This window comes from Marinobacter confluentis, assembly GCF_004785685.1.
GTDB classification, from domain to species: domain Bacteria; phylum Pseudomonadota; class Gammaproteobacteria; order Pseudomonadales; family Oleiphilaceae; genus Marinobacter; species Marinobacter confluentis.
Map to the genome: position 1 here is coordinate 485755 of NZ_SRPF01000003.1, position 25650 is coordinate 511404.

Below are 25650 nucleotides of genomic sequence, written 5' to 3' on the forward strand. Positions count from 1 at the left end.
CCCAAGGATGCCCTTTAATGCCGGGGATATTTCCCAGCCGCCGGGATAACCGGAAAAGCCCTTCTTCCCGTCAATCCATCATGTGGTTGCTGGGGCTATTGTTGCTGGTGTTTATCGTGGGCATGCTGATGCTGTCCAGCCTCAACCTGAACTATTCCCGGGAAGCCCTTTCGGAACTGCGCCGCCAGCAGATCAGTGAAGTGGTCATTGGCGGCCTGGCCAGAATCAATGCCCGTCAGTCGGCCCTGGCAAGCTATACCATCACCCTGGCCAACGTCGGGGAGAGTTTTCATGAAATGGTGGTGAACGGTTTTCCCGGCACGGATCGTTCTGTGCTCCGGGACCGTCTGGAACATTCGCTGAAATCCCATTTCCAGGATTTCGAAGGGGCTTCAGGCGCCGGGCTTTGGTTTGAACCAGGTGTGTTGTCAGACCCGGATACCAGCTACATGCCCTATTTTGTCCAGGGCACCGATGGTGGCCTGGAACTGATGGACACGGCCGGGCGTTTTGATCATTACCGGGATGCGCCCTGGTACAGTCGCACCCTGAACCCGGGATGGGCCAATGAATCCCCCGGCTCTGGCAACGTATTCTGGTCAACGGTTTATTTCGACCTGAACACCGAGCGGGCGTTGCTGACCCTGGCAAGCCCCATGTATGACCGAGACGGCAATCTTCTGGGGATGGCAACAACAGCCTGGGGCGCTGACCAGATCGTCGACCTTATCAGCCGTATCACGGTGACGGAAAACAGCTTCGCGTTTCTGAATGACCGCAACAACCGCAACCTTTCCAGCCTGAGCCAGGGCGAGGATAGCCTGGAAGAACAGGCGCTGATCGATGCCATTCTGGCTCAGAACCTGGCCGCTGAATCCTCGCGCCAGCCGGGTTCTGAGACCACCGAGATTCTGACAACCCGGGCTATCTCGGTAACCGGGCAGGACTACGAGCTTTACTTCGCCCAGACCAGAGCTGGCATGGTTTACGGCGCTGGTGTACCCCAGAGCGAGATCAACGCCGTGTTGTTGCCCATGGAACGCATAAACTACCGGATTCTTATGGGCACGGTGTCAGCGATGCTGTTGCTGAGCATCTACCTGCTCTATCGCATCATACAATTGATCCGGGAACTTCAGGCTTCCTACACAGACGCTCTAACCGGGCTTTCCAACCGAGCCCGCTTACTGCGGGATCTTCAGAATCAGCGAGCCGTTACCCTGTTTATCATCAATCTTGACCGGTTCAGCCAGATCAACAGCCTGTTCGGGAATGACTGCGGTGACCACGTTCTGCTCGCCGTGGCGAACCGGCTGCTGGATTTTGCAGGCCGGGTCAGGAAAAGAGGAATGAAAGTGTACCGCCTGCCCGGTGACGAATTCGGGATACTGGTACCGGCCATGGAGCCGGCAAACGCCCATGATCTGGCCGGGAAGATTCGTGATCTGGTGACCGTCGACCGGATTCTCTGGCAGCAGCAGCGGCTGGCGGTGGATGTCAGTATCGGCATCGCCATGCGTCATGAACGCCGGGCCGAGGACGCCGCCGACCAGCTTGTCAGCCAGGCCAAGGTGGCGGTACTTCAGGCCCGTGAACAGCGCCGTCATCATTTATTGTATGACCCGGATGTGGGCATTGAGGAGAATTACGAGAACAATCTTTACTGGGCCAACCGGCTCAAGGAAGCCATCGACCATGACCGCCTGGTGCCCTGGTTCCAGCCGATTCATGACAACCAGAGCGGTCGGATAACCAAATACGAATGCCTGGTAAGAATGGTGGAGCCGGACGGCAGTGTGATCAGTGCCGGCAGGTTTGTAGACATTGCCAACCGGCTGAGACTGAACCGGCGCATCACCGAATTGATGATCGTAAAGTGCTTTGCCTGTTTTGCCGAGCGGAAGGAGGAGTTTTCCATCAACCTGTCCTATGGCGATATTGCAGAGCCGGAAACGGTCGGGCGCATACTCGCGGCTCTTGAATCCTCTGGTATCGGTGACCGGGTGATTTTCGAAATCCTGGAATCAGACGGTATTTCCAGTTATGACAACATCGACGCCTTCATTGAACAGGTGAAACCTTTCGGGTGCCGTGTTGCCATCGATGATTTTGGTACCGGCTACTCCAACTTCTCACACCTTCTCAGCCTGAACGTGGATTACATCAAGATTGATGGCAGTCTTATCCGCAATCTTCACGAGGACCATACCGCTTTTCTGGTGACCAGCGGCATCGTCCAGTTTGCCCGTAGCCTGAACATGCGCACGGTGGCGGAGTTTGTCCACAACGAGGAGGTTCAGTCGAGGGTCCAGGAACTGGGCATCGATTTCTCCCAGGGCGAGTATTTCAGCATGCCCCTGCCCAACCCGGACTACCGAATCGACGAGACCTGACCATTCGACAGCCGCAGGCGTTGCGCGCCGCGCCGTGTTTCTGATCGGCTTGCCCCCGGCCGGCGTATTTCTGGACCGGATTAAACGTCTATTCAGCGCGGGAGTGTAAAAGTCATGCAAAGAAGCAAGGGAATACTATTGTCGTCTGGTCTGGGCCGCAGCCTGTGGGTATTGTTAATGACAGTTATGCTGGCGGGATGTGCTGGCCCCGGGCTCGATGATTACAGCGGCATGGAGCCTGTCCTTACCCCACAGGAATTCTTTACCGGTGAACTCTCAGCCCGGGGTGTGGTCAAGAATCGCTCCGGCGAAGTGATTCGCACCTTCGATGCTGATATCTCGGCGTCCTGGGACGATCAGGGCGTGGGTACGCTGGATGAAGAATTCCGTTTTGACGATGGCGAAGTCCAGACCCGGGTATGGACCCTGACGCCCAATGAGGATGGCTCGCTGCATGCCGATGCTGGTGATGTGGTAGAACCGGGCACCATGAACTGGCAGGGCAACGCCATCAATATGAATTACGTGCTCCGGGTGGCCTACGGCGAAGGCGATGATACCATCGACGTGAGCATGGACGACTGGATGTATCTGATTACCCCGGACACCCTGATTAACGAAACCACCATGACCAAATGGGGCTTCGAGGTCGGTGAAATTGTCCTGGTAATCCAGAAACGGTAATGACCCCAAGGCGCAAGTGAGAAAAGGCGGAACTGAAGTATGGCAAAACAATGGATCATTGCGCTGGGGCTGGTTGTGCTGGCCGGTGGCGGTGTGTATGCCTGGAATATGTTCAATCCCGAGATGGCTCAGGAAGAAAAGCGGGAGCGCCCTGCCAGTAAGGTCAATGTGGTCAGTCCGACCACCGATATTGTCACCGATTCGGTGAGCGCCGTGGGCAGCCTGCGTGCCCGGAATCAGGTGTCGCTGACCACGGAAGTCAGCGGCCGTGTGGTTGAAAAGAATCTGAATGCCGGTAGCCGCGTGGTAAAAGGCGACCTGCTGTTGCGGCTGGATGATCGCCAGGCACGGGCTGACCTGCAGGTCGCGGAAGCGACGCTTGCGGATGCCCAGCGACAGCTGAACCGGGCCCAGAGTCTGCAGGCGAACAACAGCATCTCCCAGTCCCAGGTGGATGAACTGCGCACGGCTACCGACGTAGCCAGGGCCCAGCTTGCCTCCGCCCAGACCCGGGTCGACAACCATCGTATTGAAGCGCCTTTTGAGGGGGTTGTTGGCCTGAACGACATCAGCCTGGGGGCCTACCTCAGTGCCGGCACCGAAGTGGCGACCCTGGATTCCACCCAGAAAATGGAGCTGAGTTTCGCCATTTCGGAAAAGTTTCTGGGCCAGGTTGTTCTGGGGCAGACGGTGCAGGGCCATTCTCCCGCCTATCCGGAAGAGCAATTTAACGGCGAGCTGGTAGAGCTGGGCACCCGCATCAACGAGCTCAGCCGTACCCTGCCTGTTCGTGCCCTGATCGATAACCCTGATGGCAAGTTGCGCCCCGGCCAGTTCATGTCGGCGAGCCTGACTCTGCGCCAGCGGGAAGCGCTTATTGTGCCCGAACAGGCGGTCATGCTCCGGGGCGATGAAACCTACGTGTTCGTCGCCGAAGACGGTATCGCCAAACGTACGTCGGTCAAGCTCGGCTCCCGCTCGCCGGGCGTAGTAGAGGTGGTGACAGGGCTAACACTCGAAGATCTGGTGGTGGTCACGGGGCAGGACCGTCTCAGCAGTGGCGACCGTATCGAGGTAGTGGAAGACACGGCAGCGATTCCCGACAACCGCTTCGCCGATGCCCGGGAGTCCTGATCGATGATCCTTTCCGACATTTCCATCAAGCGGCCGGTCTTTGCCACGGTCATCAGCCTGCTGATTCTGGTGTTTGGTCTGGCTGCCCTGCGGGGCCTGCCGGTGCGGGAATATCCGGATATCGATCCTCCGGTGGTGTCCATTTCCACCGATTATGTGGGGGCCGCCGCCGAAGTGGTGGACACCCAGATCACCCAGGTGATTGAAGGCGCCATCAGCGGTATTGAAGGCATTCGCTCGATTGAATCCAGCACCGAGCAGGGCGAAAGCCGCACGTCCATTGAATTTAACACCTCCCGCAATGTGGATATAGCGGCTAACGACGTTCGCGACGCCGTAGCCCGGGTTGCCAACGATCTGCCGGAAGAAGCCGACCCGCCCGTTGTGCGAAAAGCCGATTCTGACGCCCGCCCGATGATGTGGCTGTCGCTGCGAAGTGACGTCTGGGATAGCGCTGAGCTCAGTGATTTTGCCGAACGGGTGCTGGTGGACCGGCTGTCGGTACTGGACGGCGTGGCGGATGTGCGGATTGGTGGCGAACGCCGTTACGCCATTCGCATCTGGCTGGACCGGGAGCGACTGGCAGCGCGGGACATTACCGTGGCCGAAGTGGAGCGGGCGCTGCGGGCCAATAACGTGGAACTGCCGGCCGGTTCAGTGGAATCGTCCACCCGGGACTTTACCGTGCGTGCCCAGGGCCGGTTATCCAGTGTTGAGGAATTCCGCAATCTGGTGGTACGTCGGGACGGCAATGATTTGCTGCGCCTGGGCGAGGTGGCGAATGTGCAGATGGGGGTAGAAACCGACACCAGCCGGCTGCGATTCAACGGCCAGACCGCGGTAGGCCTGGGGATTATTCGCCAGTCGAAATCCAACACGGTGGCCGTGTCGGATCTGGTTCAGGCCGAACTGGATGAGATTCGCGAAACCCTGCCACCGGAAGTGAACATTGCTCAAAGCTACGACGAATCCATTTTTATCCGGGCTTCCATCAAGGAGGTTGGCTTCACCCTGGCGATCTCGGTGTCGCTGGTTATTCTGGTTATTTTCATGTTCCTGCGTTCCTGGCGGGCCACGTTGATTCCGGCCGTGACCATTCCTGTAGCCGTGATCGGTGCCTTCATCGGCCTTGGTGCCCTGGGGTTCTCCATCAACGTGCTGACCCTACTGGCGGTCATCCTGGCCATCGGCCTGGTGGTGGACGACGCCATCGTGATGCTGGAAAACATCCAGCGCCGGATTGATGACGGTGAACCGCCCTTGCTGGCGGCCTACCGCGGCGCACGTCAGGTGGCTTTTGCGGTTATCGCCACCACGTTGACCCTGATCGCGGTGTTCGTGCCCATTTCCTTCATGGGCGGCAACGTTGGTCGGTTGTTCGCAGAATTCGGTTTTACCCTGGCGGCGGCCGTGGTGGTGTCCAGTATTGTGGCCCTGACCCTGGCGCCCATGCTGTGTTCGAAATGGCTCAGGCACAGTCCTGAATCCGAGGAAGGCCACCGGCTCTGGGCGTTCAGCGAGCGGATCCTGAACGGTCTGACCAACGGCTATGAAAGAATGCTCCGGTTCTCCCTGCGCCAGCCCGGGCTGCTGCTGGGCCTGGGCATGGTCGGCATTCTGCTGACCGTGGTCATTTTCCCGCAACTGCCCCAGGAACTGGCACCCACCGAAGACCGCGGTGTGATCATCATGCCCACCAGCGCGCCCCGGGGCTCCACCGTGGAATACACGGATCACCATGTGAAAAAGGCCGAGGAAAAGCTGATTCCCTACATAGAGGATGGTGCCGCCACGCGGCTGCTTTCCATTGTCGGCTGGCGGAATGAGGCCGATAACGCCTTCATGATCATGGGTCTGGCGCCCTGGGATCAGCGCAATGTGAGACAGCAGGACATCACCAATGAACTGCGGGGCAAGCTGGCGGCTGTGCCAGGAGTGCGGTCCATAGCCGTCAACCCGCCGGGTCTGGGCCAGCGGGGTTTCAGCCAGCCCATCGAGTTCGTGATTGGTGGGCCGGACTACGCGTCGGTTCAGGCCTGGAGTGAGGAAATTGTTGAGCGGGCAAAAGAAAATCCGGATCTGCTGAACCTGGAAACCGACTTCGAACTTACCCGACCAGAGCTCAACGTCAGCATTGACCGGGAGCGGGCGGCGGACCTGGATATTACCGTGGAAGATGTGGGCCTGACCCTCCAGACCATGCTGGCGTCGCGACAGGTCACAACCTATCTCGATCGTGGCCGGGAATATGATGTGATTCTGCAGGCAGAAGACGCCAACCGGGCAACCCCTGGTGACCTTGGGCAAATTTTCCTACGCCCCCGGGAAGGCGGTGAACTGATTCCGCTGGAAGCGCTGGTGTCGGTCAAGGAGGTGGGTGCGAACCCGGATCTGCGTCGGATTGACCGGCTACCGGCCGTGGTCATCAGTGGTTCACTGGCCGATGGCTATGACCTGGCATCGGCACTGAATTATCTGAACAATCTGGCGGTGGATAATCTGCCGCCGGAAGCAAGGGTCAGTTACAAGGGCCTGAGCCGGGAATTCCAGGACTCGTCAAATGCCATCTATCTCACCTTTGCGCTGGCGTTCGTCATTGTGTTTCTGGTGCTGGCCGCCCAGTTTGAAAGCTGGATCCACCCGATGATCATCATGCTGTCGGTTCCCCTGGCGATCACCGGCGCGCTGTTCGCGCTGCTGTTTTCGGGGATCAGTCTGAATATCTACAGTCAGATAGGCATCATCATGCTACTGGGCCTGATGGCGAAAAATGGCATATTGATCGTGGAGTTTGCCAACCAGCTGCGGGATAAGGGCTACGAGGTGACAGACGCCATTCTGGAAGGTGCCATACTGCGTTTCCGGCCGGTGCTGATGACCACTATCTCCACCGTGTTCGGGGCCATACCGCTGGTCATGGCCACGGGTGCCGGCGCCGAGAGCCGGGCGTCTATTGGTGTGGTTATTCTGGGTGGTCTGATTTTCGCCACGACCCTGACCCTGTTCATCATCCCGGTGTTGTATAACCTTCTGGCGCGCTTCGCCAAGTCGAGTAACGCGGTGGCGGTTGAGCTGGACCAGCAGGCCCGGGAAACAGCCGGTGGTCAGGGCATGGCGACGGCTCCGCAGTCCAGTCACCCGGATCGTTTCTGATCGGGATGACGTGAGGCGTTGAGGGAAGGTGCTAGAGCGTCGCCGGAAAGCAGAGTTGCCCGCCGAACAGTTCGTCCGGGTGAATGTCTACACAGAACACCTGCCGCGAGCTACCTGACGTCAGGCAGGTTGTCAGGGTAACGGTCCTGGTGGCATCCGGAAGACCGACATAGGGACGCGAACAGTTGATGCTCTGGGGCCGCTCCAGAGCATTGAGGAAATACTCCCGGTGTGACCAGCAGGCGCCTGCTGACCGGTAAAGGGGGTTGAAGCGCTGGGGCGCACGGTCCCGCCCGGCAAATGCCAGGTTGCCCTGTTGAATGCCGTTGGCGTCCAGCATGAAACAGCGTTTTACGCCGCCCATCTCGAAGACCGCATTACAGGCATTGGCGAAGGTTTCGCCCCGGGCCAGCCGGTGGCAGGCTTCCAGTATTTCGAACCGCAACAGTCGCAGGAAGCTGCTGTGGTCCGAGCTTTCCTGCAGCAGGTTGCGCCGGGTCTGGTCGATCATTGCTGACAGTCCGGCTTCCTGTGTCGCGATCACAGTGTCATCCACAATCCCGGGCTTTCCAAACAGGAAACCCTGCAGAAGATCTGCTTCGGTATCCAGCGCAATCCGGGCCTGGGCATCGTTTTCAATACCTTCCAGCAGTACCAGGCTGCCGCTTTCGCGAATCATCCGGACCAGGCTTTCCAGCAGCTGTCGGGCACGGTGATGATGCTCGGCGTTGACCAGCAGGCTGCGATCGATTTTTACAATGGTAGGGTCAATCCGCCACAGGCGCTCAAAGTTGGAATCGCCGGTGCCGAAGTCATCGATGGCAATCCGGAAACCCCGATCTTTGGCCATATTCACGAACTGGATAAGGGCGTCGGTGTTATCGCTGGCGGTTTCCACCAGTTCCAGCACCAGTTTCTCCGGCGATATTCCGCATTCGTTGCACTGGTCCACCAGTCGGTCCAGGGAGGACATAGGGTGGGTACAGGTTTCCGGATTGATGTTCAGAAACAGCCAGACCGGTTTTTCCCGGCCGGTGAAGTTATCCACGTGGCGATGCAGCAGAAAGCTGTCCAGCTGGACAGTCTGGCGGGTTGTCTGGGCGCGCTCGAACAGTGCCACCGGTGATATGGGTCGGGTGCCATCGTCCACCCTGACCAATGCCTCGAATCCCACCAGTTTCTGATGGGTCGGGCTGAAGATCGGCTGATACGCCGAACGCACGTTCAGTCCGTCGAGAAAATCGCGCTGATCAACAGGCTCCGTCGGCTCTGTCTGATAGCGTGAAAAATCGATAACACGGTTCATACAACCCTCGGTTGCTCAAAGACACAGACCTACGCCAAAGCGAATTCCGTACCACTTTGTCAAAAATGCGAGGCTGAACTGGTTTATAAGGCGTCAAGGGATTGTCGCGACACAAATCCACTGACTTTCTGCACTGTTTTGAAGCAGATTGATTCGATATCAGCAAGAAGCGCAATCATTTCGGGCATTTAGGATCTGCTTGTGGATAAAGTATTGAACAACCTTCGGATAAGACCGGGAGCACCGTATTTTAATCGTTATTAATCAGTTAGTTAAAGAATAAATCAAGGGCCTTGAAAAGGCGCTCAGGTGTGGATAACTTTATTGAAAACGTTTCTGAACACAGTTGCACAAGCTGCTGAAAGTGGTCGAATTTCGGGTTTTGCGGACGGACCCTGCTGGTTAAATTTTGCACATTCCCACTGTAATTGAGCAATTGAAGCGTTATACTGCGCGCCCTGTATTTGTACCCGTTTTTTACCCCGCTTTTCCGAGGTGATGTTGTGGAATATCCAACGCGTTTTGATGTCATTGTCATTGGTGGCGGCCATGCCGGTACCGAGGCCGCACTGGCGGCTGCGCGCATGGGCTCGCAGACGCTTTTGCTGACCCACAATATCGAAACCCTCGGGCAGATGTCCTGCAACCCCGCCATCGGCGGTATTGGCAAAAGCCACCTGGTGAAAGAAATTGACGCCCTCGGTGGGGCTATGGCGAAGGCAACGGACCTGGCGGGCATCCAGTTCCGGGTTCTTAACAGCCGTAAGGGGCCGGCGGTGCGGGCCACCCGCGCCCAGGCGGACCGAGTGCTTTACAAAGCGGCCATCCGCGAGATTCTGGAAAACCAGGCCAACCTGACCCTGTTCCAGCAGGCGGCGGATGACCTGATTGTGGAAGGCGAGCGAGTGACCGGCGTAGTGACCCAGTCCGGTATCCGCTTCCGCGCGCCCACGGTTGTCCTCACCACCGGTACTTTCCTCGGTGGTGTTATTCACATCGGTATGGAAAAGCACGCCGGCGGCCGCGCCGGCGATGCCCCGGCCAACGCCCTGGCGCAGCGGCTGCGGGAACTGCCCTTCAACGTCGGGCGGCTGAAAACCGGAACTCCGCCGCGACTGGACGCGCGCAGCGTGGATTTTTCAGTCATGCAGCAGCAATGGGGCGATGACCCGGCGCCCGTCATGTCTTTCCTGGGTTCTCGGGACGACCATCCGGAGCAGGTGTGCTGCTACGTTACCCGCACCACCGAACAGACCCACGACATTATCCGCAGTGGCTTTGACCGCTCGCCCATGTTCGCTGGCAATATTGAAGGTATAGGTCCGCGCTACTGCCCGTCCATCGAGGATAAGGTCAATCGTTTTGCCGACAAGGATTCCCACCAGATCTTTGTCGAGCCAGAAGGTCTGACCACCAACGAATTGTATCCCAACGGGATTTCCACCAGTCTGCCGTTTGATATCCAACTGGCGGCGGTACGCAGCATTCCCGGTTTCGAGAACGCCCATATCACCCGGCCGGGCTACGCCATTGAGTATGATTTCCTGAACCCTCAGGATCTGCGCCACACTCTGGAAACCAAATTTATCCAGGGCCTGTACTTCGCCGGTCAGATCAACGGTACCACCGGCTATGAAGAAGCCGGTGCCCAGGGTCTGCTGGCGGGCATCAACGCCGCCCTGAAGGCCCAGGAAAAGGACCCGTGGTATCCCCGCCGTGATGAAGCTTACCTGGGTGTGCTGGTCGACGACCTGATCACCATGGGCACTTCCGAGCCCTACCGGATGTTCACCAGCCGCGCCGAGTACCGCCTGATTCTGCGGGAAGACAACGCCGATCTGCGGCTGACCGAAACCGGCCACAGGCTGGGCCTGGTGGACGAGCATCGCTGGCAGGCCTTCAGCACCAAGCGCGAAGCCATTGCCGCAGAGCGCAACCGCCTGGAAACCACCCGGATTCATCCGGGTACCGCTGCTGGCGAGACCGCCAACAGCTTCCTGCGCCAGCCCATGACCCGTGACCAGTCTCTGGCGGAACTGCTGCGCCGCCCGGAAATCAACTATCACCACATCGCAGATATGGCAGATGGACAGGCAGAGGATTCGAACGTCGCCGATCAGGTAGAGATCGAGATCAAATACGAGGGTTATATCTCTCGTCAGGCGGACGAGATTGAGCGTCTGCGCCGTAACGAGAACACCCGTCTGCCGGACGATCTGGATTTTGATGTGATCGGCGGCCTGTCCAACGAAATCCGCCAGAAACTGAAAGACGTGCGGCCGGAAACCGTGGCCCAGGCATCGCGGATTCAGGGCGTGACCCCGGCGGCGATCTCCCAGGTTCTGGTACACCTGAAAAAGCGCGACCTGCTGCGCAAACAGTCCGCCTGAGCGCGCTCATGAGCGACGCACTCTGGCAGCGCCAGCTCGCCGAAGGCTTGGCAGACATGGGTTTGGCACTGGATGAGTCGGTTCAGGCGCGGCTGCTGGCTTTTCTGGCGCTACTGAACAAATGGAATCGCGCCTATAACCTGACGGCGGTTCGGGACTCGAAACAGATGGTGTCTCGGCAACTGCTCGACAGCCTTAGCATTCTGCCCTTTGTCAGCACCGATCATCTGCTGGATGTTGGTGCCGGCGGCGGGCTGCCGGGCATTCCCCTGGCGATTGTGCGCCCACAGTCCCGCTTTACCCTGCTGGACAGCAACAGCAAGAAAACCCGGTTTCTGACCCAGTGCGTGCTGGAGCTGGGCCTGAAGAATGTCGAAGTCATCCACGGCCGCGCCGAGCAGTGTCAGCCGTCGCAGCCGTTCCAGCAGATCAGCAGCCGGGCCTTTACCGCCCTGGATAACATGGTGAACTGGTGCGGAGAATTACTGGCAAATGACGGTGAGTTCCTTGCCATGAAAGGCCAGTTTCCGGATGATGAAGTGGCGGCTTTACCGGAACACTGGCAAGTGTCGCATCAGCAGACACTGTCTGTGCCCGGGTCTGAGGGTGACCGGCACCTGCTGATTGTCCGGCGGAGCCCGGATTCCCGGCTTTAAACCACAGGAGGCGAGTCATGGCGCGCGTAATGGCGGTGACCAATCAAAAAGGCGGTGTGGGTAAAACCACCACCTGTGTCAACCTGGCCGCGTCTCTGGCTGCGATCAAGCGCCGTGTTCTGCTGGTGGATATGGATCCTCAGGGTAATGCCACCATGGGCAGCGGCGTCGACAAGAACAGCCTGGAGCTTTCCGGCTACGACATGCTGACCAAGCGGGCGACTGCCGGTCAGGTCATTTTTCATGTAGAGGTCTCCGGGTTTGATATTCTGCCGGCCAACGGCGACCTCACCGCCGCGGAAGTCGAGCTGATGAACGAGATCGGCCGCGAGCATCGTTTGCGACTTGCCCTTAACACGGTCCGCGAAAACTACGATTACGTCCTGATTGACTGCCCGCCCTCGCTCAGCCTTCTGACCGTCAATGCCCTGTCAGCAGCGGATACGGTGCTGATTCCAATGCAGTGCGAATATTATGCGCTTGAGGGCCTGGCGGCGTTGATGAACACCGTTGAACAGATTCAGGAAACCGTCAATCCGGAACTGCAGATCGAAGGCATCCTGCGAACCATGTACGACCCGCGCAACAGCCTGACCCTGGATGTCTCCGGCCAGCTCAGCGAATTCTTCGGCGACAAGGTCTACCGTGCCGTTATCCCGCGCAACGTCAGGCTTGCCGAGGCGCCCAGCTACGGCGTTCCTGCGCTTAAATACGATCGCACCTCCAAGGGTGCCGTGGCCTATCTGGCACTGGCGGGCGAAATGGTGCGGCGCCACGGTGCAAAAAAGACAGCAGAGCCGGTTGCCGTGTAGACTAACCGACTGATCCATTCAGCTAGACCGACTTCTTATCAGGACGAATGACAGACACCATGGCGGCGAAGAAACGAGGACTGGGTGAGCGCGGTTTAGGCGCCTTGCTTCAGGGATCCAGAGTCAATCTTGACCAGGACGTGAAGAATCACGATGGCGAGCTGCGTGAAATCCCTGTGGATCTGATCCAGCGTGGCCGGTTTCAGCCCCGTCGCGACATGGACCCGGCCGCTTTGCAGGAGTTGGCCGATTCGATTCGCCAGCAGGGGGTGATGCAGCCGGTGGTTGTGCGCCCGATTTCCGAAGGCCGTTTTGAACTGATTGCCGGTGAGCGTCGCTGGCGGGCGACGCAGATGGCCGAGCTCGACCGGATTCCGGCGATCATCCGTGACGTTCCGGATGATGCCGCCATTGCCATGGCGCTGATTGAAAACATTCAGCGGGAAAACCTGAACCCGGTCGAGGAAGCCTTTGCGCTGCAGCGGCTCCAGGAAGAATTCGGTCTGACCCAGGCCCAGGTTGCTGAAGCCGTGGGCAAGTCCCGCACCACCATCACCAACCTGCTGAGGCTGATCAGCCTGTCTGAAGATGTCCGCGTTATGCTCGAACACGGTGACCTGGAAATGGGCCACGGCCGGGCCATGTTGACCCTCCAGCCAGAACAGCAGATGCAGGTGGCGCGTCAGGTGGTTGCCCGTTCCCTGTCTGTGCGGCAGACCGAAGCGCTGGTTCGTCAGGTTCAGCAACAGAAGCCTGACAAAAAACAGAAAGGTCAGATTGACCCCAATATCCGCGCTTTGCAGGACGATCTGGCCGAACGCCTCGGCGCCCGGGTATCCATTGCCCACGGACAGCGGGGCAAAGGCAAACTGGTGATTGAATACACCTCACTGGATGAGCTGGACGGTATCTTGGGTCATATCAAGTAGCATGCTGTCTATTTTTTCAACAGATTTTCCAGCCCGCTCTATTGAACACCTATCGGTAAACACATATAATTTCGCGCGCTTGCATTGACTCCGTAGGCTTGCTGGCGAAATACACAGGTTGAGTTTTCAGAAACCTTGTCAGGCCGGTTCCATGCCTAAAACCAGATATCGAATAACCCGCTTGCCCTTGCTGAAATGGCTGGCAATTGAACTGGGTCTGATTCTGGTAATGGCGCTCGGATGGAGTCTGGAAAGCCGTTTGGCAGGTTATTCCGCCGTGATTGGCGGTCTTATTTTTGTCATACCAAACGCGTATTTTGCCCACCGGATGTACCGGCACGAGGGTTCGCGGCAGGCGAACCTGATGGTGGGCGACATGTTCAGAGCAGAGTCGATCAAGCTCTCTCTGACCGCCGTTTTTTTCACGGCCGTTTTCATCTTAATAGAGCCCGTGCACGTACTGGCTCTGTTATTCACTTTTGCTGTGATGGTTGTGCTGAACCCGCTGATGCGCTGGTTCATCCGGCCGCAACCACAGCGATGACTGGACGAGAGCAGTATGGCAGCTGAAACCCCAGTAGAGTATATAAAGCACCACCTACAGAATCTGACCTACGGCAAACTGCCGGCCGGTTACGAGCGCGCTGACGGCACGGTTGTGGAAGAAGCAACCTGGACCATGGCACGCACCGGCCAGGAGGCCATGGACATGGGGTTCATGGCGGTTCACGTAGATACCATGGGCTGGTCCATCGCAATGGGCCTGCTGTTCCTGGGTCTGTTCCGTTTTGTGGCCAAGAAAGCGACCACGGACACGCCCAGCGGCTTGCAGAACTTTGTGGAAATGACCATCGAGTTTATCCAGAACGTTGTTCGGGACGTGTTCCACGGCAAGAATCCGATCATCGCACCCCTGGCGCTGACCATGTTCGTCTGGATATTCCTGATGAACTCATTGAAGCTGATTCCGGTGGACTATATCCCATCAATTGCCCACGCCATGGGGCTGGAATACTTCAAGATCGTGCCAACTACCGACCCCAACGGCACCTTCGGTATCGCTCTGGGTGTATTCCTCCTGATCCTGTTCTACAGCTTCAAGGTCAAGGGCCCGGTCGGCTTCGCCAAGGAACTGTCCTTTACGCCGTTCAATCACTGGTCACTGGTACCTTTCAACCTGATTCTTGAGATTCTGGCGCTGATCATCAAGCCAATCAGTCTGGCACTGCGACTTTTCGGCAACATGTATGCCGGTGAGGTCGTATTTATCCTGATTGCGCTGTTACCCTTGTGGATCCAATGGACCCTGAACGTTCCCTGGGCCATCTTCCACATCCTGGTAGTGACGTTGCAGGCCTTTATCTTTACAACGCTGGCTGTGGTCTACCTCAGCGCCGCGCACGAAGATCACTGACAAACGATTCAATAAACAAACCCTTAACTATCTGAGAAAACTGAGGAGTCTTCAATGGAAATGGTATTTATTGCAGCTGCACTGATCATCGGACTGGGCGCACTGGGCGCTGGCATCGGTTTTGGTCTGCTTGGTGGCAAGCTGCTTGAGTCCACTGCACGTCAGCCAGAGCTTGGCAACCAGCTCCAGACCAAAGCCTTCATCATGGCGGGTCTGCTCGACGCCGTTCCCATGATCGGTGTTGGTATCGCGATGTACCTGATCTTCGTTGTTGCTGGTTAATCGGCCGCAAAGCGGGCGCCACGCTCCTGTGATGGAGCCGCGCCCGGTTTTACGGACACCGGGATGCAACGAATAGCAAGAGGTACACCGCCGTGAATATAAACCTTACGTTAATAGGGCAATCGATTGCCTTCGCTATTTTCGTCTGGTTCTGCGTCAAATATGTATGGCCTCCGATTACCGAAGCCATGGCAGCGCGCCAGAAGAAAATTGCCGACGGCCTTTCTGCCGCAGATCGGGCTTCACTCGATCTTGAACTTGCGCAGGAAAAAGCCTCCAAAGAATTGCAGAAAGCGAAAGAAGAATCGGCAGCCCTGATTGATCAGGCGAACAAGCGTGCCGCCCAGATCGTAGAGGCCTCCAAGGATGATGCTCGCAAAGAAGGCGAGAAAATCATTGAACAGGCCAAGGCGGAAATTCAACAGGAGCGCGTTCAGGCTCGCGAAGCACTCAGGGCAGAAGTGGCGGTCATTGCCATTGCCGGTGCGGAAAAGATTCTGGAAAGCTCTGTCGATGCCAAAGCTCACAGCGAGATGCTGGACAAGCTGGCCGCAGAACTCTAAGCGAGGGTCATCATGGCAGAACTGATTACGTTAGCCCGACCCTACGCGAAAGCCGTTTTTGATGCTGCGCAGGACCAGAAGGCCGTTGATCTCTACGATCAGGCCCTGGCTTTCGCTGCAACGGTTGCGGCCGACAAAGAGGTAAAGAACATTCTGGCCAATCCGGGCCTGTCTGAGCAGCGCAAAGCGGAGCTCTTCGCAGACTGTTTTGAAGAGCCCCTGCCGGAAGCACTCAGAAACTTCCTGTTGATTCTTGCTGAAAACAAGCGCCTGGGTCTTCTGCCTGCGGTTTCGGAATTATTCAGACTTCATCGTGCGGAACTCGAGCGTACGGTCAATCTGAAAGTCAGCACCGCTTTCGAGCTGACTGCCGAACAGCAGCAGAAACTGATTGACGCAATGTCCAAGAAGCTGGAGCGCAAGGTAGAGCTTGAAACCTCGGTAGATCAGTCTCTGATCGGTGGGGTGATGGTACGTACAGGCGACCTGGTTATCGACGCTTCGGTTCGTGGCAAGCTGGCCAGACTGGCCAGGGCTATGGGCTCCTGATTTCAGCACAAGGTTTGAGGACAAAGGCATGCAGCAACTGAATCCATCCGAGATCAGTGACATCATCAAGAAGAGAATCGAAAAACTCGATATCTCTTCAGAAGCAAAAAACGAAGGTACGATCCTGTCGGTTTCCGACGGTATTGTACTGATCCACGGCCTCGCCGACGTTATGTACGGTGAGATGATCGAATTTGCCAACGGCACTTTCGGTATGGCACTGAACCTTGAGCGCGACTCTGTCGGTGCCGTGGTACTGGGTGACTATGAAGATCTGGCCGAGGGCCAGAAAGTCCGTTGTACCGGCCGTATTCTTGAAGTTCCGGTTGGCCCGGAACTGCTGGGTCGGGTTGTCGACGGCCTGGGTAACCCCATTGACGCCAAGGGCGAACTCGGTAACACCCTGACCTCGCCGGTAGAAAAGGTAGCGCCGGGCGTTATCGCACGTCAGTCCGTTGATGAACCAGTACAGACTGGCCTGAAAGCCATCGACACCATGGTGCCGGTTGGTCGTGGTCAGCGCGAATTGATCATCGGTGACCGTCAGATCGGTAAGACCGCCGTCGCCATCGACGCGATCATCAACCAGAAGAACACTGGCATCAAATGTATCTACGTGGCTGTCGGCCAGAAGCAGTCGTCCATTGCGGCGGTTGTTCGCAAGCTGGAAGAGCACGGCGCCATGGACCACACCATTGTGGTCGCTGCCGGTGCGGCTGATCCCGCTGCCATGCAGTTCCTGGCACCCTACTCCGGTACATCCATGGGCGAATACTTCCGCGATCGCGGTGAAGACGCCCTGATTGTTTATGATGACCTGTCCAAGCAGGCTGTCGCCTATCGTCAGATTTCACTGCTGCTGCGTCGTCCGCCGGGGCGTGAAGCCTACCCGGGTGACGTATTCTACCTGCACTCCCGTCTGCTGGAGCGTGCTTCCCGGATCAACGCCGCAGAAGTTGAGAAGCTGACCAACGGCGAAGTGAAAGGTAAAACCGGTTCCCTGACGGCTCTGCCGATCATCGAGACCCAGGCCGGCGACGTTTCCGCGTTCGTTCCGACCAACGTGATCTCGATCACTGACGGCCAGATCTTCCTGGAAACCAACCTGTTCAACTCGGGTATCCGTCCGGCGATGAACGCCGGTATCTCGGTTTCCCGTGTCGGTGGTTCCGCCCAGACCAAGATCATGAAAAAGCTTGGCGGTAATATCCGTCTGGCGTTGGCCCAGTATCGTGAACTCGCGGCATTCGCCCAGTTCGCATCAGACCTGGACGAAGCCACGCGTAAGCAGCTTGAGCACGGTCAGCGGGTTACCGAACTGATGAAGCAGAACCAGTACAGCCCGCTGTCGGTGGCCGAAATGGGCACCGTGCTGTTCGCAGCAAACGAAGGCTTCCTGGACGACGTCGAAGTGAACAATGTCGTCAAGTTCGAAGCGCAGCTTCTGGACTGGATGCGCGCTGAGCAGAAAGACCTGCTCGACAAGATCGGCGCCGAAGGCAAGTTCGACGATGACGTCGCAGCCGGCCTTAAAGCTGCTTTGGAGAAATTCAAGACCACTCAGAGCTGGTAATCACAGACGGCCCGCGGTGGCGGGCTTTCTGGTCCACATGAGTGTCTAACTTGAAAAGGCAGTGACTTATGGCCGCAGGAAAAGAAATACGCAATCAGATCGGAAGCATCAAGAGCACGCAGAAGATCACCAGCGCCATGGAAATGGTGGCGGCGAGCAAGATGCGCAAGGCTCAGGAACGCATGAAGGCGACCCGCCCTTATGCGGACAAGATGCGGCAGGTAATCGGACACATCGCCAAGTCCAACAAGGATTACGTGCATCCGTTCATGCGTGAGCGCGACGTGAAGCGTGTGGGGTATATCGTGGTTTCCTCAGACCGGGGACTCTGCGGTGGCCTGAACGGCAACGCGTTCAAGCTGCTCGTGCGTGAAATGAAGCAGTGGAAAGAACAGGGCGTTGAGACTGATCTCTGCGCCATCGGGCAAAAGGGTGCTTCATTTTTCCGCAGTTACGGCGGAAACGTGGTTGCCGCCCTGACTCACCTGGGTGACAACCCCAGCGCAGAGAAGCTCATCGGTAACGTCAAGGTCATGCTTGATGCGTTTGAAGACGGAAAGATTGACCGTCTCTACGTGATTTACAACGAGTTTGTGAACACCATGACCCAGACCCCGAAATCTGAGCAGCTTCTGCCTCTGCCGGAAGGCCTGGACGAGGAAGTCGGTCACCAGTGGGATTACATCTACGAGCCTGATTCACGTCCCATCCTTGATGGGCTGCTGCCACGTTATATCGAATCCCAGGTGTATCAGGGAGTGGTGGAGAATCTGGCCTGCGAGCAGGCTGCGCGGATGATTGCCATGAAGAGCGCGACAGATAACGCGGGCAGCATCATTGACGAGCTTCAGTTGGCCTACAACAAAGCGCGTCAGGCAGCTATTACGCAAGAAATTTCGGAGATTGTGAGCGGCGCGGCTTCGGTCTGATCCTGCCCACAATCCTACTGGTTTTATTGACTATCAAGATAACGAGGAACCGAGCATGAGTAGCGGACACATCGTTCAGATCATAGGCGCGGTTATCGACGTGGAATTTCCACGTGACTCCGTTCCGGGCGTTTATGACGCACTGCTGCTTGAAGGTGGTGAGACAACTCTGGAAGTTCAGCAACAGCTGGGCGACGGCATTGTACGTACCATCGCCATGGGCAGCACCGAAGGCCTCAAGCGTGGCCTGAAAGCCGACAATACCGGCAAGCCGATTTCCGTGCCCGTGGGCACCCAGACTCTGGGTCGCATCATGGACGTTCTGGGTCGTCCCATCGACGAGCAGGGCGAGATCGGCGAAGAAGAGCGCTGGGCTATCCACCGCAAGGCACCGGGTTATGCGGATCAGGCGGCGTCTGCCGACCTGCTGGAGACCGGCATCAAGGTTATCGACCTGATCTGCCCGTTCGCCAAGGGCGGTAAAGTGGGTCTGTTCGGCGGCGCCGGTGTTGGTAAGACCGTTAACATGATGGAACTTATCAACAACATCGCCAAAGAACACTCCGGTCTTTCAGTATTCGCCGGTGTTGGTGAGCGTACCCGTGAAGGTAACGACTTCTACTACGAAATGAAGGACTCCAACGTCCTTGATAAAGTAGCGATGGTCTATGGCCAGATGAACGAGCCTCCCGGAAACCGTCTGCGGGTAGCACTGACCGGCCTGACCATGGCCGAGAAGTTCCGTGACGAGGGCCGTGACGTACTGTTGTTCGTGGACAACATCTACCGTTACACCCTGGCCGGTACCGAGGTGTCTGCACTGCTGGGCCGTATGCCATCAGCAGTAGGTTACCAGCCGACTCTGGCCCAGGAGATGGGTGAGTTGCAGGAGCGTATTACCTCCACCAAGAACGGTTCCATCACGTCCATCCAGGCGGTCTATGTACCGGCGGACGACCTGACTGACCCGTCACCGGCAACCACCTTCTCGCACCTGGACGCCACCGTGGTACTGAGCCGTGACATCGCTTCCAAGGGTATCTACCCGGCGATCGACCCGCTGGACTCCACCTCGCGCCAGCTGGACCCGCTGACCATCGGCCAGCAGCACTATGATGTGGCCCGTGGTGTACAGAACGTACTGCAGCGCTATAAAGAGCTGAAGGACATCATCGCGATTCTGGGTATGGACGAGCTGTCAGAAGATGACAAGCTGACCGTATCCCGCGCCCGTAAGATTGAGCGCTTCCTGTCGCAGCCGTTCCACGTAGCGGAAGTATTCACCGGTTCACCCGGTAAGTACGTGTCTCTGAAAGAGACCATTGCCAGCTTCGAAGGTATTCTGAACGGCGATTACGATGACATGCCTGAGCAGGCGTTCTATATGTGCGGCGGCATTGAAGAAGCGATTGAAAAATCGAAGGCCATGAAAGAGAAGGAATCGAAGAAGAAGTAATTCTTCCTTCGTTTTCAGACCGAAGAGGCATCAGAAATGGCTATGACCGTACATTGTGACGTCGTGAGTGCCGAGGAAAAGATCTACTCCGGGCTGGTCGAGACGCTTACCGCGACCGGCACCGAGGGTGAGATGGGCATTCAGTATGGGCACGCGCCCCTGCTGACGGCGCTGAAGCCCGGCGCTGTCAGAATCGTCAAGCAGGACGGGAAAGAGGAAATTCTGTACGTGTCCGGAGGCTATCTGGAAGTGCAGCCCAACCTTATTACCCTGATGGCTGACACAGCAGTTCGTGCCAAGGATGTGGACGAAGCCGCGGCGCTGGAAGCCCAGAATGAAGCCGAAAAGGCACTGGCAAACAAAACAGGTGAATTTGAATATTCGCGTGCTGCCGCAGAGCTTGCAGAAGCCGCTGCCCAGCTGCGAACCATTCAGAAGTTGCGCAACAAAGTCCGTTAATTCCATTTCTGGACTGTTCGCCACCTGACCAAGAAAGCCGCATCCTGAACGGATGGCGCACAGCAGATCGTCTGCTGCGTCGTTCATCAAGGGGCGGCTTTTTTTATTGAGACCCAGAAAGACCCACCCGGAGCCCGATTTATGAATCCGTTGCACGTAGTCATCCTGGCCGCCGGCCAGGGCTCCCGTATGAAGTCGGCCTTGCCAAAGGTTCTGCACCGGATCGCCGGTAAGCCAATGCTTCACCATGTAATGGACACGGCCAGACAGCTGGGTGCGGCCCGTATCCACGGTGTGATTGGTCATGGAGCGGATCAGGTTCGCGCCATTACCCAGGCGGACGATGTGCAGTGGGCCATGCAGCACGAACAACTGGGTACCGGGCATGCAGTTGCCCAGGCGCTGCCAGATTTGCCCGACGATGCACGGGTGTTGATCCTTTACGGGGATGTGCCGCTGACACGGAAGGGTACTCTGGAGACATTAGTCTCCCGGGTCAGTGAACAGTCGATCGGGCTGTTGACTGTGACCCTGGAAAACCCGGACGGTTACGGTCGGATTATCCGCGACGCAGAGGGTAAGGTCACCGCAATTGTTGAGCAAAAAGACGCGACGTCCGAGCAGAAGACCATCAACGAGGTCAACACCGGCATTCTGGCGGTGTCTGCAGCGCATCTGAAAACCTGGTTGCCCAGACTTTCCAATGCCAACGCTCAGGGTGAGTATTACCTGACTGACGTCATTGCCATGGCAAACGCCGCCGGCGTATCCGTTGAGGTCGCCCAGCCTGAGAACGAGTTTGAAGTACAGGGAGTGAACAATCGGGTCCAACTGGCCGAGCTTGAGCGTTGGTACCAGCAGCAGCAAGCGCAGCGCCTGATGACGGAAGGCGCCACCCTGGCTGACCCGGCGAGAATTGATGTCCGCGGGGAACTCACCGTCGCCCCGGACGTGTTAATTGATATCAATGCGGTGTTTGAAGGCCGCGTCACCCTGGAGACCGGGGTCAGCATTGGGGCGGGCTGTGTGCTGCGTAATTGCCACATCGGCGCTAACACGCATGTCGATGCCCACTCCGTGATTGACGGCGCGGTTGTTGGCCAGAATGTGCAGATAGGCCCGTTTGCCCGTTTACGACCGGGCACTGAACTGGCGGACTACACCAAGGTGGGTAATTTCGTGGAAACGAAGAAAGCCATCGTTGGCGAGGGAAGCAAGATCAACCACCTCAGCTATGTGGGCGATGCGTCACTTGGCCGTAATGTGAACGTAGGTGCAGGAACCATCACCTGCAATTATGATGGGGCGAATAAACACCAGACCATCATCGCTGACGGCGTATTCGTGGGTTCCAATACATCACTGGTCGCCCCCGTGTCGCTAGCCGAAAATGCTACCATCGGGGCAGGGTCGACCATCACCCGGGACGTGTCTGCGGAAGAGCTCTCCGTGGCCCGTGGTAAACAGCGGAACATCCCGAACTGGCAGCGCCCAGTGAAGAAGTAGTCGTCACCATTTGGCCATCTGGCCGGTAAATTCATTACAGGTGCAAGTCTTATGTGCGGAATTGTAGGGGCAGTGTCAGAAAGGGACGTTCAGGGTATTTTGCTCGAGGGCCTGCGCCGGCTTGAATATCGTGGTTATGACTCGGCCGGTATGGCGGTTATCGATGCCGGTAAAACCATCAACAGGGCCCGGGAACTCGGCAAGGTAGCGGCCCTGGCTGAGGCCGTCGCCGAGACCCCACTGACAGGTAACACCGGCATCGCACATACCCGTTGGGCGACTCACGGCGAGCCTTCACAGATTAACGCTCATCCGCATATGTCGGGTGACCGGCTGGCGATTGTTCACAACGGCATCATCGAGAACTACCAGGAATTGCGAACGGAACTGAAGGCCGACGGTTTCGAGTTCACGTCCCAGACCGATACCGAAGTGGTCGCACACCTGATCGAACAGCAGTACCGGAAGCCTGACATCAACAGCCTGTATGATGCGGTCAAGGCCGCCATCAACCATCTCCGGGGCGCCTTCGCCCTGGCTGTGGTCCATGCCGACGAGCCAGACCATCTGGTGGTCTGCAGGGAGGGAAGCCCCCTGGTGATTGGCGTTGGAATTGGCGAGAATTTTATTGCCTCTGACCAGTTGGCTCTGCTGCCCGTCACTGACCGTTTCATGTTCCTGGAAGAAGGCGATATTGCCGATATTCGCCGGAACCGCACCCAGATTCATGATCGGGACGGCAATCCTGTTGACCGGCCGGTTACCCGTTTTGAGCATAACGCTGACGCCGCAGAAAAAGGCGAATACAGGCATTTCATGCTCAAGGAAATCTACGAACAGCCACGGGTGATCCAGGCAACCACGGAAGGCCGCATTACCCAGACCCGAGTACTTGAACAGGCGTTGGGAACCAAGGCCGGTAATCTGCTGGAAAACGTCCGCCACGTACAGATCATTGCCTGCGGCACCAGCTATCACGCCGGCATGGTGGCACGGTACTGGATTGAGGATCTTGCAGGCGTGCCCTGTTCCGTCGAGGTGGCCTCTGAGTTTCGGTACCGTAAACACGTCATCCAGCAGGACACCCTCTTCCTGTGTATCTCCCAGTCCGGTGAGACTGCCGATACCCTGGCCGCACTGCGCCAGGCCAAAAAAGCCGGCTTCCGCGCCGCCATGGCCATCTGTAACGTACCCGGCAGCTCCCTGGTGCGCGAATCCGATCTGGTGATCATGACCCAGGCCGGGCCGGAAATCGGTGTCGCCTCCACCAAGGCGTTCACCACCCAACTGACCGCGCTGCTCATCTTTACCCTGGCGTTAGCACGCCATAACGGCCTGGACGAGGAGCGCGAGGCGGAAATTGTTCAGGCCATCCGCATGGTGCCAGGGCAGGTTGAGCAGATGCTGGCGCTCGACGGCAAGATCGCCGAGATGTCCCAGTCGTTCATGGACAAACACCACAGCCTGTTTCTGGGTCGTGGTGCCATGTTCCCGGTGGCTCTGGAGGGTGCGCTCAAGCTCAAGGAAATTTCCTACATCCATGCCGAAGCCTACCCGGCTGGCGAGCTGAAGCATGGTCCCCTGGCCCTGGTCGACAGTGAAATGCCGGTGGTCACTGTGGCGCCGAACAACGACCTGCTGGAAAAACTGAAATCCAACCTCGAGGAAGTTCGGGCGCGTGGCGGCCAACTGTTCGTGTTTGCGGACCAGGCCGCCGGTGTGCGCGGCGAGGAAGGCCTGAACGTCCTGGAAGTGCCGTCCGTTCATGCCATCACAGCACCGATCGTGTACACGGTTCCGCTACAGCTACTGTCCTACCATGTGGCCGTGCTGAAAGGCACCGATGTGGATCAGCCCCGTAATCTGGCCAAGAGTGTCACTGTCGAATAATTGATGAATTAATCACTCAGTTTCCTTGTATCTGACACTAATGATAACTATTATCATTTGTATTAAGAGACAAGGAGACTGTTATGGATTTTCTGTGCCCCGCTCATCGCAACCAGTTTTCGGAACTTCCCCTGAAGGAACGTCACGATCTCTGGCTGTTCTGGATGGAAAGTGCCCGTTCAATGATCGAGAACGGCGAATGGCGTGATGTTGTATCCCTGGTCGGCAGCGCGTTTGATCTTGCCTGTCTGCACCCACAGGGTGAACAACCCCAGATGCACACGGAATTGACGCTGTCCGCCATTCTGGTGTTTCGCGTGCTGTCAGATCTGGGCGAGCGTTCGGCCGCTGAGCAGGTGTTCTATCGCGCGCTCGACAGTCTTCCTTCTGACCCCACCCACCTGACTTTGCCTCAGCGTGTGCAGGTTAAAGACTGCGTTGAGGTATTGTTGAACACCGGGCGCCAGTCCGATTTTTTCCTGAAACACCTAGATTGGCGGGCTTTACCAATTGGCCAGAGCCGGAGTTGTCGAGTGCGTGTGGTTCATTGATGAAGTACTGGCGGTGGGCTGTCACTAACTGTTCACGGATTGTTCATGTTCTGTTCGCCTAACCGTCATGTAACACGGCTACGTTGGTGTCTCTTAAATTATGGAGGCACCCATCATGTTAAAAAAATTAAAGCGCCTTTCAGGCTTCATTCTTCTCTCCCTGTCCTTTGCGGTTCCTTCCGTAAATGCCGAAACCGTCCGTCTGGCAGTCACTGACCTGGTAGGTCTGGAAGAATTGCAGCGCGAATTCGGCGCTTTCCGTGACAAACTTTCCGAAGTCACTGGCTACGATATTGAATTCACACCGGTAACCAATCGCACAGCTGCCGTCGAGGCCCTGCGCTTCAAGCAGGTAGATTTCGTGCTTACAGGCCCTGCGGAATACGTGGTGATGCAGAACCGCGCTGATGCAAAAGTCGTTGTAGGATTTTCCCGCCCTGACTATTTCCCGGTCATCGTCACACTGGCGGATTCCGGAATCACCAATGTTAAAGACCTGGTTGGCAAGCGCGTCGCCATGGGTAGCGTTGGCTCTACCTCCCGTCACCTTGGACCTATTCAGGCCCTGGCAGACGGCGGTATCACTCCAATGGAAGATCTGGAACTGGTTCATACCAAGGTTCCGGTTCTGTGGGAATCTCTCAAGCGTGGTGATGCGGCTGCGGTCGGCATGAACCACACAGAGTTCCGTCGTCTGCGTGCCCAGGAAATGGAAAACGGTGGCCTTCAGCCCGGCGCCTTCCGCGTCATTGCCCGCGGGCCGGACCTACCTAATGACCTGCTGATGGCTGGCAGCCATGTTACTGATGAGCAGATCGAACGCCTGCGCGACGGTTTCGTCAACCACTCTGATGAACTGATCAATGCGATTGTTAACGGCGGCGGTACAGACGTCGACAAATATACAGGCATGCGCTTTATCAGCAATATCAAGGACAGCGACTACAACTACGTAAGGTCCATGTACGCCACAATTGGCTACCCGGAATACTCTGATTTTGTTGGCGATTGATCGCCCAAA

At 57.2% G+C, this 25650-nt stretch carries 22 protein-coding genes; 21 read left to right on the top strand and 1 reads right to left on the bottom strand.

What is annotated here, in order from left to right; translation table 11 throughout:
• Positions 1-17 precede the first annotated feature (17 nt).
• The 4 genes from E5Q11_RS12725 to E5Q11_RS12740 all read left to right on the top strand — a co-directional run bounded on the left by E5Q11_RS12725 (position 18) and on the right by E5Q11_RS12740 (position 7364).
• Complete coding sequence (locus E5Q11_RS12725) at positions 18-2393, top strand: bifunctional diguanylate cyclase/phosphodiesterase (protein ID WP_225315035.1); 2376 nt, start codon at positions 18-20, stop codon at positions 2391-2393.
• A gap of 186 nt (positions 2394-2579) precedes the next feature.
• The gene (locus E5Q11_RS12730; protein WP_191964483.1) at positions 2580-3077 is read left to right on the top strand and encodes a DUF3833 domain-containing protein; all 498 of its coding nucleotides are present in this window, start codon (positions 2580-2582) and stop codon (positions 3075-3077) included.
• A 39-nt stretch (positions 3078-3116) separates the two neighbouring features.
• The gene (locus E5Q11_RS12735; protein ID WP_135803789.1) at positions 3117-4211 is read left to right on the top strand and encodes an efflux RND transporter periplasmic adaptor subunit; all 1095 of its coding nucleotides are present in this window, start codon (positions 3117-3119) and stop codon (positions 4209-4211) included.
• Between the two features lie 3 nt (positions 4212-4214).
• On the top strand, positions 4215-7364 hold the full coding sequence (locus tag E5Q11_RS12740) for an efflux RND transporter permease subunit (protein ID WP_135803790.1): 3150 nt from the start codon (positions 4215-4217) through the stop codon (positions 7362-7364).
• Between the two features lie 31 nt (positions 7365-7395).
• On the opposite strand, the gene E5Q11_RS12745 is transcribed toward E5Q11_RS12740, so the two are convergent.
• Positions 7396-8670 (bottom strand): EAL domain-containing protein, encoded by a 1275-nt coding sequence (locus E5Q11_RS12745; protein ID WP_135803791.1) that lies wholly within the window; start codon positions 8668-8670, stop codon positions 7396-7398.
• Between the two features lie 503 nt (positions 8671-9173).
• Between E5Q11_RS12745 and mnmG the strand changes: the two genes are divergently transcribed.
• The 17 genes from mnmG to E5Q11_RS12830 all read left to right on the top strand — a co-directional run bounded on the left by mnmG (position 9174) and on the right by E5Q11_RS12830 (position 25641).
• Complete coding sequence (gene mnmG / locus E5Q11_RS12750; protein WP_135803792.1) at positions 9174-11060, top strand: tRNA uridine-5-carboxymethylaminomethyl(34) synthesis enzyme MnmG; 1887 nt, start codon at positions 9174-9176, stop codon at positions 11058-11060.
• Between the two features lie 8 nt (positions 11061-11068).
• Positions 11069-11716 (top strand): 16S rRNA (guanine(527)-N(7))-methyltransferase RsmG, encoded by a 648-nt coding sequence (gene rsmG / locus E5Q11_RS12755; protein WP_135803793.1) that lies wholly within the window; start codon positions 11069-11071, stop codon positions 11714-11716.
• Between the two features lie 17 nt (positions 11717-11733).
• A complete protein-coding gene (locus E5Q11_RS12760; protein ID WP_135803794.1) occupies positions 11734-12528 on the top strand; it encodes a ParA family protein in 795 nt (264 codons plus the stop codon).
• Positions 12529-12587: 59 nt separating this feature from the next.
• A complete protein-coding gene (locus E5Q11_RS12765; protein ID WP_135803893.1) occupies positions 12588-13457 on the top strand; it encodes a ParB/RepB/Spo0J family partition protein in 870 nt (289 codons plus the stop codon).
• Between the two features lie 151 nt (positions 13458-13608).
• The gene (locus E5Q11_RS12770) at positions 13609-14001 is read left to right on the top strand and encodes an ATP synthase subunit I (RefSeq protein WP_135803795.1); all 393 of its coding nucleotides are present in this window, start codon (positions 13609-13611) and stop codon (positions 13999-14001) included.
• A 15-nt stretch (positions 14002-14016) separates the two neighbouring features.
• Positions 14017-14871 carry a F0F1 ATP synthase subunit A gene (gene atpB, locus E5Q11_RS12775; RefSeq protein WP_135803796.1) on the top strand — a complete coding sequence of 285 codons (855 nt, stop codon included), beginning with the start codon at positions 14017-14019 and terminating at the stop codon, positions 14869-14871.
• A gap of 54 nt (positions 14872-14925) precedes the next feature.
• The gene (gene atpE, locus E5Q11_RS12780) at positions 14926-15153 is read left to right on the top strand and encodes a F0F1 ATP synthase subunit C (RefSeq protein ID WP_027830230.1); all 228 of its coding nucleotides are present in this window, start codon (positions 14926-14928) and stop codon (positions 15151-15153) included.
• A gap of 92 nt (positions 15154-15245) precedes the next feature.
• A complete protein-coding gene (locus E5Q11_RS12785; RefSeq protein ID WP_135803797.1) occupies positions 15246-15716 on the top strand; it encodes a F0F1 ATP synthase subunit B in 471 nt (156 codons plus the stop codon).
• A 12-nt stretch (positions 15717-15728) separates the two neighbouring features.
• Positions 15729-16265, top strand: a complete 537-nt coding sequence (locus tag E5Q11_RS12790) for a F0F1 ATP synthase subunit delta (RefSeq protein WP_135803798.1) — start codon at positions 15729-15731, stop codon at positions 16263-16265.
• Positions 16266-16293: 28 nt separating this feature from the next.
• Positions 16294-17838 carry a F0F1 ATP synthase subunit alpha gene (atpA, locus tag E5Q11_RS12795; RefSeq protein WP_135803799.1) on the top strand — a complete coding sequence of 515 codons (1545 nt, stop codon included), beginning with the start codon at positions 16294-16296 and terminating at the stop codon, positions 17836-17838.
• 68 nt (positions 17839-17906) lie between these two features.
• The gene (gene atpG / locus E5Q11_RS12800) at positions 17907-18767 is read left to right on the top strand and encodes a F0F1 ATP synthase subunit gamma (RefSeq protein ID WP_135803800.1); all 861 of its coding nucleotides are present in this window, start codon (positions 17907-17909) and stop codon (positions 18765-18767) included.
• A 55-nt stretch (positions 18768-18822) separates the two neighbouring features.
• The gene (gene atpD, locus E5Q11_RS12805; protein ID WP_135803801.1) at positions 18823-20223 is read left to right on the top strand and encodes a F0F1 ATP synthase subunit beta; all 1401 of its coding nucleotides are present in this window, start codon (positions 18823-18825) and stop codon (positions 20221-20223) included.
• A gap of 36 nt (positions 20224-20259) precedes the next feature.
• Positions 20260-20682, top strand: a complete 423-nt coding sequence (locus E5Q11_RS12810; protein ID WP_135803802.1) for a F0F1 ATP synthase subunit epsilon — start codon at positions 20260-20262, stop codon at positions 20680-20682.
• Between the two features lie 141 nt (positions 20683-20823).
• Positions 20824-22188, top strand: coding sequence for a bifunctional UDP-N-acetylglucosamine diphosphorylase/glucosamine-1-phosphate N-acetyltransferase GlmU (glmU, locus tag E5Q11_RS12815; RefSeq protein WP_135803803.1), 1365 nt, complete (start codon positions 20824-20826; stop codon positions 22186-22188).
• A gap of 51 nt (positions 22189-22239) precedes the next feature.
• Entirely contained in the window at positions 22240-24078 is a 1839-nt protein-coding gene (gene glmS / locus E5Q11_RS12820; protein ID WP_135803804.1) for a glutamine--fructose-6-phosphate transaminase (isomerizing), read from the top strand.
• A gap of 83 nt (positions 24079-24161) precedes the next feature.
• Entirely contained in the window at positions 24162-24629 is a 468-nt protein-coding gene (locus E5Q11_RS12825) for a hypothetical protein (RefSeq protein WP_135803805.1), read from the top strand.
• Positions 24630-24744: 115 nt separating this feature from the next.
• A complete protein-coding gene (locus E5Q11_RS12830) occupies positions 24745-25641 on the top strand; it encodes a phosphate/phosphite/phosphonate ABC transporter substrate-binding protein (RefSeq protein WP_135803806.1) in 897 nt (298 codons plus the stop codon).
• Positions 25642-25650: the final 9 nt, after the last annotated feature.